A 12,311-nucleotide genomic window follows, 5' to 3' on the forward strand; every position below is an offset into this window, starting at 1 on the left:
GTACGCCGTGTTTGACGCAGCGGAATCCGGTCACTCCTCGCCCGCCGCCCCCCGGGAAGCATCCTCCACGGCCTTCGCCGCGGCACTCCCCGGGCGCTTACGAGCCACCCAACCCTCGATATTCCGCTGCTGACCGCGGGCCACGGCCAGCGAACCCGGCGGCACATCCTTCGTGATCACCGAACCCGCGGCCGTGTAAGCACCGTCCCCGATGGTGACAGGTGCCACAAACATGTTGTCCGCACCCGTCCGACAGTGCGACCCCACCGTCGTGTGATGCTTGTCCTGTCCGTCGTAGTTCACGAACACACTGGCCGCACCGATGTTCGAGAACTCGCCGATCGTCGCATCCCCCACATACGACAGATGCGGCACCTTCGTCCCCTCACCGATCGACGCGTTCTTCGTCTCCACATACGTACCGATCTTGCCCTTGCGCCCCAGACGCGTCCCCGGACGCAGATACGCGTACGGACCCACCAACGCCTCGGCACCCACCACGGCACCCGACGCCACCGTGTTGTCCACCCGCGCCCCCGCACCCACCCGGGTGTCCGTCAACCGCGAGTTCGGCCCCACCTCGCACCCCTCCGCCAGATGCGTCGCCCCCTGCAACTGCGTCCCCGGATGCACCAGCACATCCCGCTCGAACGACACCGTCACATCGACCCACGTCGTCGCCGGATCGACCACCGTCACCCCGGAGAGCATCGCGGCCGTCACCACCCGGTCGTTCAGGATCCGACGCGCCTCCGCGAGCTGCACCCGGTTGTTGATCCCCGCGATCTCCCGATGATCACCCGCCGGCGCCGCACCCACCCGGTGCCCCGCCCCCCGCAGAATGCCGAGCACATCCGTCAGGTACTCCTCACCCTGCGAATTGTCCGTCCGCACCCGCTTCAACGCGTCCGCCAGCAACGCCCCGTCGAACGCGAACACACCCGAGTTGATCTCCCGGATCGCCCGCTGCTCCTCCGACGCGTCCTTGTGCTCCACGATCGCCGTGACGGCACCCGTCCCGTCCCGCACGATCCGCCCGTACCCGGTCGCGTCCGGCACCTCGGCCGTCAGCACCGTCACCGCGTTGCCGTCGGCGGAGTGCGTGTCGGACAGCCGGCGCAGCGTCTCGCCCGTCAGCAGCGGGGTGTCACCACAAACCACCACCACGGTCCCGGACACGGAACCGCCCAGCTCCTCCAGCCCCATGCGCACGGCATGCCCGGTGCCGTTCTGCTCCGCCTGTACGGCGGTACGCACGTCGGGGGCGATCTCGGCCAGGTGGGCGGTCACCTGCTCGCGGGCGTGACCCACGACGACGACCAGGTTCTCCGGCTCCAGTTCACCTGCGGCGGCGAGCACATGACCCACCAGGGAACGGCCACAGATGTCGTGCAGGACCTTCGGTGTGGCCGACTTCATACGGGTGCCCTCACCCGCTGCGAGAACGACGACGGCTGCCGGGCGGTTGGCGCTCACGGGATGCCCTTCGGCTGTGGTGGGGTGGGGGGTGACACCCGCAGGATACCGGGGGGCTGGTGGGGGGACATGAGAGCGGGCCCTGACGGGGAGGTCAGGGCCCGGACGCGGCAGCTCCCCCATCAGGATTCGAACCTGAACTTAAGGGACCAAAACCCTCAGTGCTGCCTGGTTACACCATGGGGGATGGAACTCGACTGAACCGGACATGTGGTCAGGTGGCCGAGTCGGCACCCAACACTATGCCGTACCAAGAGCCTTCGATGCGACGGTAGAGGTCGGCGCCCTTCAGGACCTTGACCAGCAAGCAGCCCCGGTAGGAGTCACCCACGTTCTTCCGCACCGTCTTGGGGTTGTGCCGTTTGAGCGTGGTCTTGTTGAACGCGCCGCGGTCGGCCTGGACGAGGTCGGCCCAGTACTGCTCCGCCCCCGCGACATCGGCGTTCTCGTGGATCATGACCGTGAACCGGAGGCGCTCGCGCTCGACCCCGAGCAGGTCGAGCCAGGCCAGGAACACTTTGATCATGCCGGGGTCGCTGTTGACGAAGGTGACGTTCTCACGGCGGTCGTACGGCTTGTCCTTGCCGCCTTCCGCCCAGTACAGGCCGACGCCCACCAGGAACAGTTCGCGGGCTGACAGCCGGCCGACCGCCTGCCGCGCGGCCTCCTTCGTGCGCTGCCGCTCCTCGTCCCGGACGCGCAGCTTCGCCTCCCAGCCGCGACGCGCGATGGCGGCGGCTTCTTCAGGGGTGCGTTTGTGCTCCGGCCTCGGCAGGTCCCGCACCCACAGTGAGACCGAGCTCCTGGAGCAGCCGAGTTCCGCCTCGATCCGGTCGTACGTCCAGCCCTGGAGGCGTAGCTCGCGGGCCCTGGCCCTGAGGTCGTCCTTGGCGTTGGGGCGTGTCGTCCAGGCGGGCGGTGGTTCGCCCTTCACCAGTCGGTTGAGGAGGTCGTTGTTGTGGACCTTCAGCTCGTCGCGGATCTGCCGGAGGCTGTGGCCCGCGCGCCGCAGCGCCGTCGCGCGCTCCCGTAGCTCCTCGAAGTCGGCGTACCTGCCGGGTGTGTCCGTCATGCGCATACCGTCCGGGTGGAATGACCGCTTCCCTCTTCGAACGCTGACCGATTCAGCAGTTCGAGGGATTTCGGTCCGTATCGCGTCCGAACGGTCACCCTCTGTGGTGTGCATCGGTAGCGGAAACTCGCCGGATGTGCGGTGGGGGGCGCCCGTAGGCTGGAGGCATGACCACGACGGGGGAAGAGCACCTGACGGCCCGGGGAGGGCCGTGGTGGTGGGACAGACGGCGTAGCGCCGTGTTCGACGGGGGGCTCGCGGCGGTGTCCGCGGTGGAGTGCGGTCTGGAGGGGGTCCCGTTCGCGCGGGAGGCGGGGCTTCCGGTCGCGGTGGGGGTCGTCTTCGGGCTGTTGGCCGGTGCCGTGCTGGTGGTGCGGCGGAAGTGGCCGATCGCGGTGGTGCTGGTGGCGATCGCGGTCACGCCGGCGGCGATGGGGTTCCTGATGGGGGTCGTGGGCCTGTATTCGCTGGCCGCGTCCGAGGTGCCGCGCCGGATCATCGGTTCGCTGGCGGGGATGCAGCTGGTCGGGGTCCTCATCGTGATGTTCGTGCGGATGCGGCAGGACCTCGCGCGGGAGGACCTGGAGGTCCAGGACTGGATCGTGCCGTTCGCGTCGATCACGACGGCGCTGGGGATGACGGCGCCTCCGTTGCTGCTGGGGCTGTACGTGGGGGCGCGGCGGCGGTTGATGGAGAGTCTGCGGGAGCGGGCGGACAGTCTGGAGCGGGAGCTTCAGTTGCTCGCGGAGCGCGCGGAGGAGCGGGCCGAGTGGGCGCGGGGTGAGGAGCGGACGCGGATCGCGCGGGAGATGCATGACGTGGTCGCGCACCGGGTGAGTCTGATGGTGGTGCATGCGGCGGCGTTGCAGGCGGTGGCGCGGAAGGATCCGGAGAAGGCGGTGAAGAACGCCGCGCTGGTGGGGGACATGGGGCGGCAGGCGTTGACGGAGTTGCGGGAGATGCTCGGGGTGCTGCGGGCCGGTGGGGACGGTGGGCGGCGGCGTGAGGGGGCGTCGGTGCCGTTGGCGGCGGTGGGGGTGGCCGCGGCGGCTGCCGCGTCGCGGGCGGTCGGTGAGGTGGAGGGGTCGGGGGAGGGGCCGTCTCTGTCGGAGATCGGGGAGTTGGTGGGGCAGTCGGCGGCGGCGGGGATGGTCGTGGATCTGTCGGTGGTGGGGGAGAGCCGGTCGTATGCGCCGGAGGTGGAGTCGACGGCGTATCGGGTGGTGCAGGAGGCGTTGACGAACGTCCACAAGCATGCGGCGGGTGCGAGGACGTATGTGCGTCTGGCGCATCGGGTGTCGGAGATCGCGATGCAGGTGGAGAACGAGCCGCCGTCGGGGGCGGCGTCGTCGGCGGGGCTGCCGTCCGGGGGGAACGGTCTGGTGGGGATGAAGGAGCGGGTGTCGGCGTTGGGCGGGGTGTTCGTGTCGGGGCCGACGGACGCGGGGGGTTTTCGGGTGTCGGCGGTGATTCCGGCGTCGTAGGCGGGGGCGCGCGGGCTTGGCCGGTGGTCGGCCGGGGCGCGTGGGGTTCGCGGTGGTCGGCCGGGGCGCGCGGGTGGTGGCGCGGTCGGCCGGGGCGCGGGGTTCGTGGTGGTCGGGCCGTCAGGTCGGCGCTGGTCAGCCGGTGGTGAGGCGGGTGGGCTGGGTGCCGGCGACGAGGGTGGTGAGGGCGTGGTCGACGGTGGGGCCGAGGTACCAGTCGCCGGTGTGGTCGAGGGCGTAGACGCGGCCCTGGAGGTCGATGGCGAGGAGGGCCTGGGTGTCGGTTTCGGTGCCGAGGGGGCTGACCTCGGTGTCGAGGGCGCGGCCGAGGTCGCCGAGGGTGCGGGCCATGTGGAGGCCGTGGAGGGGGTCGAGGTGGAGGGTGGCGGGGGCGACCTGGCGTCCGGGGCCGGTGGGGCTGAGGTGGAGTCCGCCGAATTCGGCCCAGGCTTCGACGGCGGCGGGGAAGACGGCGTGTCGGTGGCCGGCGGGTGAGGTGTGGTCGCGCAGGGTGTCGGCCCAGATCTCGGCCTGTTTGATGTCCCAGCGTCCGGGTTGCCAGCCGGCGGCGCGCAGGGTGGCGTCGACGGGTACGGCGAAGCGTGTGGTGGAGGTGCGGTCGGTGTGCATCTGCCGTTCGTTCGTCGGGGTCGGGGTCGGGAGCCTGTGTGGGGGGTGGGTCAGTTGCCGGGGGTGGTGGGGTCGACGAGGCGGACGCCGAAGTGGGCGCTGAGGGCGGTGCAGGCGCGGCAGGGGGCGGCGTAGCTGCCGTGGAGGGGGTCGCCGTCCTCGCGGATGCGGCGGGTGGTGAGTTTGGCGTGTTTGAGGGCTTTGCGGGCTTCGCCGTTGGTCATGGGTCTGCGTGCGGCGCGTTTGCTGCGGGCGGTGTCGGCGGTGGCGATGTGCCGGGAGATGAGGATGGTTTCGGCGCAGCGTCCGGTGAAGCGGTCGCGCTGGTCGCTGGTGAGGGTGTCGAGGAAGTCCTGGACGAGGGGGTGCAGGGCGGGGGGTGTGTCGCCGCGGGCGGCGGTGCCGGTGAGGGTGGCGCCGCGGACGGAGAGGGCGGCGGCGATGGTGGGGAGGATGCCGTCGCGCCGGTGCTGGAGGGTGGGGGCGTGGGTGGTGTCGGCGCTGCTCCAGCCGATGCGGGGGTCGCCGGATCGGGGGTCGCCCGAGGGGCCGGTGTGCGGCCCTGTCTGCGTCACGTTCATGATCATCATCCCCTCCCGAGCATCCCCCCGGAGGTCACAGAGTGCCAAATGCCGTGGCTGATGCGGAAGCTGGGGCCGGGCGACACGCCCGGGTTTGGGTGAGCTGTCACCGGAGGGTGACGGCTGGTCACGAAAGCGGAGGGGTGGGTGACCGGTGCCGGTGACCGGTGTCGCCGTACCGCATAGGCTGTCGGCACCGCGATCCACGCGGTGATCCGCGCGGTTGTGCGTGCGGGCGCCGTGGGGTCGTGGCGGTAAGCAGTCGAGACAGACGTGACAGACGTGACAGTCGAATACGCTCCGTGACGGTCCGAAGGTGGGCGGTGCGGGTCGTACAGAGTGCCGCAGGGGGCAACCGCCATGACGACAGGTCGGCTCGGGCTGGGGGTACCTCCCGGCCGCCAGGCCGGGGGACACGCCGCGCCGCCGAACGCGGCGTACGCCGGGCAGGTCGTGCACTTCCCGGATCCCGTGCGGGCGGCGCGCCACCCGAGGGGGGTGCGGGTGGACGAGCGCGGCTACCCGGACTTCTCGCCCTACGCGCGGGCGGCCGCGGAGATCGCGGATCCGCCGGAGGGTTTCGGTGTCGACGAGTTGCGGCTGACGGACTTCGTGTCGGCGAACGCGGCGTTGGCGGCGAGCGGTCACGCGTTGTGGGACACGGTGCCGGCGGTGGCGACGCCGCACGGCTGGACGTGGCACCACGTGGTGGGGTCGCGGCGGCTGGAGCTGGTGCCGGTCGAGGTGAAGGCGCTGCTGCGGCACCACGGTGGTGTGGCGACGTCGGCGGTCGACCAGGACAAGCGGGGCACGCGGCCGTTGCAGGAGACGCGTCCGGCGCACTTCGGGCTGCCGAAGTCGGGTGTGGCGGTGACGGAGTCGCAGGTGCTGGGGGTCGAGGAGGACCTCGGCTACCGGCTGCCGGGTGCGTACCGGTCGTTCCTGAAGGCGGCGGGTGGTTGCGCCCCGGTGGGGACGGCGCTGGACGCCGAGCTGGGGCTGCTGGTGGACCAGCCGTTCTTCACGGTGCGGGACGAGGCGGCGGTCAACGACCTGGTGTACGTCAACAAGTGCCTGCGGGACCACCTCACCAAGGACTACCTGTGCGTGGCGTTCGTGCAGGGCGGTCTGCTGGCGGTGAAGGTGCGCGGTGAGCGGCAGGGTTCGGTGTGGTTCTGCGCGTACGACGACGCGCGGGACGTCGATCCGTCGTTGCCGCCGGCGGAGCGGGTGGAGCGGCTGCTGGTGCCGTGCGGTGACGACTTCGACGCGTTCCTGTCGCGGCTGGCGGGGTCTCCGCCGGAGCTGGAGACGGTGGCGAATCTGATGGTGGACGGCGGGTTCGCGCGTGCTGTTCCGGTTTCTTCCGCGGGGAGTGAGCTGTAGCGATGGTGACGTTCGCGCAGGCGCAGGAGCGCGCGGAGGAGTGGGTCAACGGGGATGTGCCGTCGTACCAGCATCGTGAGGTGCGGGTGCGGGAGTTCGACCTCGGGTTCGTGGTGTGGGCGGAGGACCGTGCGGACGGGCCCCGTTCGGACGGTGGTGCGCAGCGGCTGGTGATCGCCCGTGACAGCGGCGAGGCGACGCTGTGGCCGGCGTTGCCGGTGGGCGAGGTGATCCGCCGGTACGAGGAGGAGTACGGCCGGGACGCCGCGGCAGCGGAGCCGGTGGCGGCTCCCGCGGCGCGGGTGGATCTGAATCAGACGTCGTTCCTGTTGAGTCCGCCGGAGTGGTTGCAGGAGGCCGCGGACCGGCTGGGGATTCCGGATCGGCGGGGGGAGACTTCCGGGTCTGGGACCGGGGCTGGGACTGGGGCTGGGACTGGGACTGGGGCTGGGACTGGGACCGGGACTGGGACTGGGACTGGGGCCGGGGCTGGGGCTGGGGCTGTGTCGGCAGCGGCTTCGGCTGCGGGTTCCGATTCCGGTTCGGGTTCGGGTTCGGGTTCCGCTTCTTACGGTTCGGGTTCCGGTCCCGCTTCGGGTTCTGGTTCGGGTTCGGGTGGTGAGGCGGCCGGTGCGCCTGCCGGGGCGGGCAGTGGTGCCGCGTGGCCCGCGGCCGGGGGCAGCGGTGCGCAGCCGGGTGACGGTGTGCCTGCCGGGGCGACCCCGTGGGCCGGGACGGACACCAATGCCGATGCCGGTGAGGACCGGTCGGTGCCGCTGCCGGAGACCGTGTTCGCGCCGCAGTTGAGCGAGCCCGGCGGGGACACCCCGCCGCCCGCGGCGGCGCCGGAGGCGCAGACGGCGCTGATGTCGGGCGGCAGCGCGCTTCCGCCCACGGCTGTCGCGCCGGCGCTCGCGGACCCCGGTGCGGGGCAGGGTGCGCCGGGTGCGCCGCGGTACGGCTATCCGCAGGGTCCCGGCGGTGTTCCGGGTGCTCCCGCGCCGGGTGCTCCCGGGCCGGGTGTTCCGACGCCGCCGCCGGCCGGTACGGCCCATCCGGAGCGGCCGCTCGCGCCCAACGCCGGGGACATCGCCGACGCCGCGACCAGCAAGGCGACTCCGCCGCCGCGTCGCGGTGCGGGTGCGACGACTCCCCCGCCTCCGGGTGCGCCGGGGACCCCGGGGGCGCGGCCGGTCCCGCCCCCGCCGCCGGGCGCCCCGGGCAGCACGCCTCCGCCGCCGTCGGCCGCTCCGGCGGGCGGGTACGTTCCGACGCAGATGGTGTCGGCGCTCGGCCCGGACGGGCCGGGGGGTTCACCGGCGCCGCGGCCGCCCGGTGCGACGCCTCCGCCGCCGGGGACCCCGACGCCGCCGCCCGGCGCGCCCGGTGGCACGCCGCCCGGTGGTGTCCACCACGCCGCGACGATGCTCGCCGACCCGAGCGCGATGGGCCCGGGCGCGCCCGGCGGCCCCGGAGCGCCGCAGCCGCCGGGTCCTCCCGGCGCCCCGGGTGCCCCGGGTGCTCCGGGTGCTCCCGGGATGGCACCGCCCGGGCCTCCCGGTGTTCCGGGTGTGTCCGGTATGCCCGGGGCTCCGCAGCCGCCGGGTGCGCCCGGCGTTCCGGGCGGTACGGCTGGCGGCCGTGGTCCGGTGCACCATGCGGAGACCGTGCTGGCCGCGCCCCCGGTCGGCGGGCCGGGTACGCCTCCGCCGCCCGCTCCCCCCGGCGTGCCCGCGGGCGCTCCTCCGATGCCGCCCGGTGGGATGCCGCCCGGTACGCCCGCGCCGGGTGTGCCGGTCGGGGGCAGGCCGCCGGCGTACGGCTATCCGCCGCAGCCCACCGGTCAGCCGACCGTCGGCCCCGGGTACCAGGCGGTGCTGCGCTACCGCGCGCAGGACGGTTCCGAGCAGCAGCTGATCCGGCGTTCGGCGCCGGGTACGCCGCACCCGGAGTGGCAGATCTTCCATGAGCTGCGCGCCATGAACGTGCCGCCGGACCGGGTGCTGGAGCTGCACACCGAGCTGGAGTCGTGCGAGCTGCCGGGTGCGTACTGCGCGCGGATGATCCGGGAGCAGTGGCCGCAGGCGCGCATCACGTCCATCGCGCCGTACGGCACGGACCATGCGAGCCGGCAGCAGGGCATGCAGCAACTGCTAGCCCATCAGGGTGAGTTGCATCAGGTGGCGGACGGTCCCGCGCGCCCCGCGCCGGTGCGTGCGCCGATCGCGCCGGTGCAGCCGGTTGCGCCGGTTCCGCCGGAGGCGGTCGCGCAGGAGCTGGCGGGGGCCTTCGGTCCCGGGGTGTTCCGGTTCGAGCAGGCGGCGGTGTCCCGGCAGGGCGTGCCGCCGGTGGTGGCGCACACGCTGGTGGTGGCCGGGCTGCCGATGGACATGGGCCCGTTCTTCTGGGCGCAGGCGCAGCCGGGCCGTCCGGTGCCGACGCTGGCGGAGCTGGCGGCGGAGCGGGGCGTGCAGCCGGCCCCGGACGCGGGTTCGTACCTGGTGATGGGCAGCGACTTCGGCAAGGCGATCTGTGTGCAGTACGGCACGGCGAACATCGTCGCGGTGCCGGTGGAGGCGGGGCCGGGCGGTGCACCGGTGCCGCCGCAGTTCGTGAACACCGGGCTGCCGGAGTTCGCGCGCTGCCTGGCGCTGCTGGGCCGGATGTGGCGGCTGCGGTTCGGGTTGAACCAGGAGCAGGCGGGCCGCTGGACGGTTGACTTCCAGGCGCAGCTGGCCGCGCTGGACCCGGCGGCGCTGGGGTCGCCGGAGAGCTGGTGGTCGGTGCTGCTGGAGCAGATGTGGGACGGACTGCTCTGATCGGTCGTAACCGAGCCCCGTAGCTCGGTCCCGTGGCTGACTCCTGTGTGAGGGGACGCGGGGAGCCGGGTCCGGTCGTTTCGGCGACCTGGCCCGGCTTTTGCGTGCCCTCTTCGCGGAGTGTCGCGTTATGAACACTTCCTTGTGATCCATCAAGATGTGCGCGGTTCATCCCATTTCGTGCTCGGTCATGGTGCTGGGCTTCGGGTCCGTCGGTGGAGAGGGGTTCCAGGGTGAGCAGCACATCGGTGGCGTCGCAGGGCTTCGAGGTCGTGCGGGGGCGCGGCTACCGGCCCTTGCAGGTGATCGCGTACGTCGAGGCCCTCTCGCGGGACCGTGACGCCGCCTGGGAGCGGGCCGCGCGGCTGACGGTGCTCGCCCGGGAGATGGAGGAGGAACTCCAGGTCCTGCGGGAGCGGGTGGCGGGGCTGGCCCCCCAGACGTACGAGTCGCTCGGGGAGAGCGCGCGTCGGCTGTTCGAGCTGGCCGAGGAGGAGGCGACGGCCGTGCGGGAGTCGGCGCGGCAGCAGGCGCAGGACGTCATGGACCTGGCGCGGGACGACGCGAGTGGTGTGCGGGAGGCCTCGCAGGCGTACGCCGGTACGGTGCGCGCCGGCGCGGACGAGCAGGCCCGGGAGCGGCTGCTCGCGGCCCGCGCGGAGGCCGACGAGATCCGGATCGGGGCCCGGCTGGAGGTGAAGGAGAAGCGCGGGGAGTTGCTGGCGGAGCTGCGGGAGATGCGGCAGCGCACCTCCGAGCTGCTGGCCCGGCGGGCCGAGGAGCAGGCGGGGCGGCTGGACGAGGCGGAGCGGGAGGAGGCCGGGCGGGTGGCCGCGCTGGACGCCCGTCACGCGGAGGCGGAGGCGCGCGCCGAGGAGGCGCTGGCCGAGGCGCGGCAGGCCTTCGCCGATGCGGAGGAGTCGGCGCGGCGCCGCGCGGAGGAGGCGCGGGAGCGCGCGGAGGAGCTGCTGGCGGGGGCGCGCGCCCGCGCGGAGGGCATCGCGCGGGAGACCGAGCGGGTGCTGCGCGACCACGCGGATGCGCGGGAGAGCGTGCAGACGCACATGGACCATGTGTGCGCCAGCCTCAGCGCGCTGACCGGCCGGGTGGTGGAGTGAGGATCCGGCGATGAGCGCGGTGAGCGCGGTGAGCGCGGTGACCGCGGTGACCGTGGGGCCCGCTGCCGGGACCCCGCCGCCAAGACCTCGCCGTCGGGATTCCGCGGTCGGGACCCCGCCGTCGGGACCGCCGTCGGGAGGGCCGGTGGGGGTGGCGGGGTCGTCGGGTCCGGCGGTGAGCGCGGGGGACCGCCGTGTTCAGTCCTTGAGGAGGACCGGGAACCTGCGCGGCGCGAGGACCAGCAGCACCACGAACGCCAGGGCGGCCGCGCCCGCCGCGCCCAGGTAGACCGCGTGCACGGCGTCCGCGACGGCCCGGCGGGTCACCTCGGGCACGGCGCCCGCGTCCAGCGCGTGGGTGACGGAGTCCAGGTCGCTCGCGCCGCCGAGGCGGGCGGCCAGCACGCCGTTGGCGACCGCGCCGAACAGGGCCGCCCCGACGGTCTGGCCGGTTTGCCGGCAGAAGAGGATCGACGCGGTCGCCGTGCCGCGCTCCTCCCACGCCACCGACGACTGCACCCCGATGATCAGCGGGAGCTGGAACAGGCCGAGCGCCGCGCCCAGCAGACACATCAGCAGCGCCGGCTGCCACGCCTGGCCGGGGTAGGGCAGGAAGGGGAAGGCGAGGAGGACGAGCGCGGCCGTGCCGATGCCGAGCATCGCTGTGTTGCGGAAGCCGACGCGCCGGTACACGTGCTGGCTGAGGGCGGCCGAGATCGGCCAGGTCAACGTCCATACGGACAGCACGAATCCGGCGGCCACCGGCCCGAGGCCGAGGACCGACTGCGCGTAGGTCGGCAGGAAGACGGTCGGGGCGACCATCAGCAGGCCCAGCGCGCCCAGCGCCAGGTTGACCGCGGCGATCGTGCGGCGGCGCCACACCCAGCCGGGAATGATCGGCTCCGCCGCGCGGTGCTCCACGACGACCACCACGGCCAGCAGGACGGCGCCCGCCGCGAACAGGGCGAGTGACGGGGCGGACAGCCAGGGCCAGGCGACGCCGCCCTGCACGAGAGCGGTGAGGAGGACGCCGCCGCAGGCGAAGATCGCGCAGGCGCCGGCCCAGTCCACGCGCGCGCGGTGGCGTTCCTCCCGCTTGGGCTCGTGGAGGTGACGGACAATCAGCCACAACGCCACCGCGCCGACGGGCAGGTTGACGAGGAAGATCCAGCGCCAGTCGGCGTAGCCGGCGAGCACCCCGCCGATGCCGGGGCCGGCCACCGCGGAGACCGCCCACACGGTGGACAGGCGCGCCTGGATCTTCGGGCGTTCCTCCAGCGGGTAGAGGTCGGCGGCGAGTGTCTGCACCGTTCCCTGGAGGGCGCCGCCGCCCAGGCCCTGCACGACACGGAACGCGATGAGCGCGGCCATGTTCCAGGCCGCGGCGCACAGCAGCGAGCCCAGCAGGAACAGCGCGGCGCCGACGACGAGGACGGGTTTGCGGCCGAAGGTGTCGGAGAGCTTGCCGTAGACGGGCAGGGAGACCGTGACGGCCAGCAGATAGCCGGAGAAGAGCCAGGAGAAGTAGGAGAAGCCGCCGAGGTCGCCGACGATCTGCGGGACGGCCGTGGAGACGATGGTGGAGTCGAGTGCCGCCAGCGCCATCGCGAGCATCAGGGCGGCGACGACGGCTCCGCGCCGCCCGCCCGTCGCGGAGTGCGTGCCGTCGCGTGTCACCGGTCTGGTGCTGCCCACCCGGAATCCCTTCCTCGAGGTTCGTGCCCCTTGCAGCTGTCTGCCGCCGA

At 73.1% G+C, this 12,311-nt stretch carries 9 protein-coding genes; 4 read left to right on the plus strand and 5 right to left on the minus strand.

What is annotated here, in order from left to right; translation table 11 throughout:
- Positions 1–30: 30 nt before the first annotated feature.
- Together glmU and FHX78_RS20090 are read right to left on the minus strand one after the other, a co-directional pair.
- Positions 31–1,476 (minus strand): bifunctional UDP-N-acetylglucosamine diphosphorylase/glucosamine-1-phosphate N-acetyltransferase GlmU, encoded by a 1,446-nt coding sequence (glmU, locus tag FHX78_RS20085; protein ID WP_145868809.1) that lies wholly within the window; start codon positions 1,474–1,476, stop codon positions 31–33.
- A gap of 214 nt (positions 1,477–1,690) precedes the next feature.
- On the minus strand, positions 1,691–2,548 hold the full coding sequence (locus FHX78_RS20090; protein ID WP_145868810.1) for a helix-turn-helix domain-containing protein: 858 nt from the start codon (positions 2,546–2,548) through the stop codon (positions 1,691–1,693).
- Between the two features lie 167 nt (positions 2,549–2,715).
- Here FHX78_RS20090 and FHX78_RS20095 point away from each other — a divergent pair, with 167 nt between their 5' ends.
- The gene (locus tag FHX78_RS20095; protein ID WP_145868811.1) at positions 2,716–4,032 is read left to right on the plus strand and encodes a sensor histidine kinase; all 1,317 of its coding nucleotides are present in this window, start codon (positions 2,716–2,718) and stop codon (positions 4,030–4,032) included.
- Positions 4,033–4,167: 135 nt separating this feature from the next.
- Here FHX78_RS20095 and FHX78_RS20100 read toward each other — a convergent pair whose 3' ends face one another.
- Positions 4,168–4,662 (minus strand): SUKH-3 domain-containing protein, encoded by a 495-nt coding sequence (locus FHX78_RS20100; RefSeq protein WP_145868812.1) that lies wholly within the window; start codon positions 4,660–4,662, stop codon positions 4,168–4,170.
- A gap of 50 nt (positions 4,663–4,712) precedes the next feature.
- On the minus strand, positions 4,713–5,243 hold the full coding sequence (locus FHX78_RS20105) for a YwqJ-related putative deaminase (RefSeq protein ID WP_145868813.1): 531 nt from the start codon (positions 5,241–5,243) through the stop codon (positions 4,713–4,715).
- A 360-nt stretch (positions 5,244–5,603) separates the two neighbouring features.
- On the opposite strand from FHX78_RS20105, the gene FHX78_RS20110 reads away from it, so the two are divergent.
- The 3 genes from FHX78_RS20110 (at position 5,604) to FHX78_RS20120 (ending at position 10,566) form a co-directional block, all read left to right on the plus strand.
- Complete coding sequence (locus FHX78_RS20110) at positions 5,604–6,629, plus strand: SMI1/KNR4 family protein (protein WP_145868814.1); 1,026 nt, start codon at positions 5,604–5,606, stop codon at positions 6,627–6,629.
- Positions 6,630–6,631: 2 nt separating this feature from the next.
- On the plus strand, positions 6,632–9,448 hold the full coding sequence (locus FHX78_RS20115; RefSeq protein ID WP_145868815.1) for an SUKH-4 family immunity protein: 2,817 nt from the start codon (positions 6,632–6,634) through the stop codon (positions 9,446–9,448).
- 233 nt (positions 9,449–9,681) lie between these two features.
- On the plus strand, positions 9,682–10,566 hold the full coding sequence (locus FHX78_RS20120; RefSeq protein WP_229923876.1) for a cellulose-binding protein: 885 nt from the start codon (positions 9,682–9,684) through the stop codon (positions 10,564–10,566).
- 198 nt (positions 10,567–10,764) lie between these two features.
- On the opposite strand, the gene FHX78_RS20125 is transcribed toward FHX78_RS20120, so the two are convergent.
- Positions 10,765–12,261 carry an MFS transporter gene (locus FHX78_RS20125; RefSeq protein ID WP_229923875.1) on the minus strand — a complete coding sequence of 499 codons (1,497 nt, stop codon included), beginning with the start codon at positions 12,259–12,261 and terminating at the stop codon, positions 10,765–10,767.
- Positions 12,262–12,311 lie beyond the last annotated feature (50 nt).

Source organism: Streptomyces capillispiralis (assembly GCF_007829875.1).
GTDB lineage: Bacteria > Actinomycetota > Actinomycetes > Streptomycetales > Streptomycetaceae > Streptomyces > Streptomyces capillispiralis.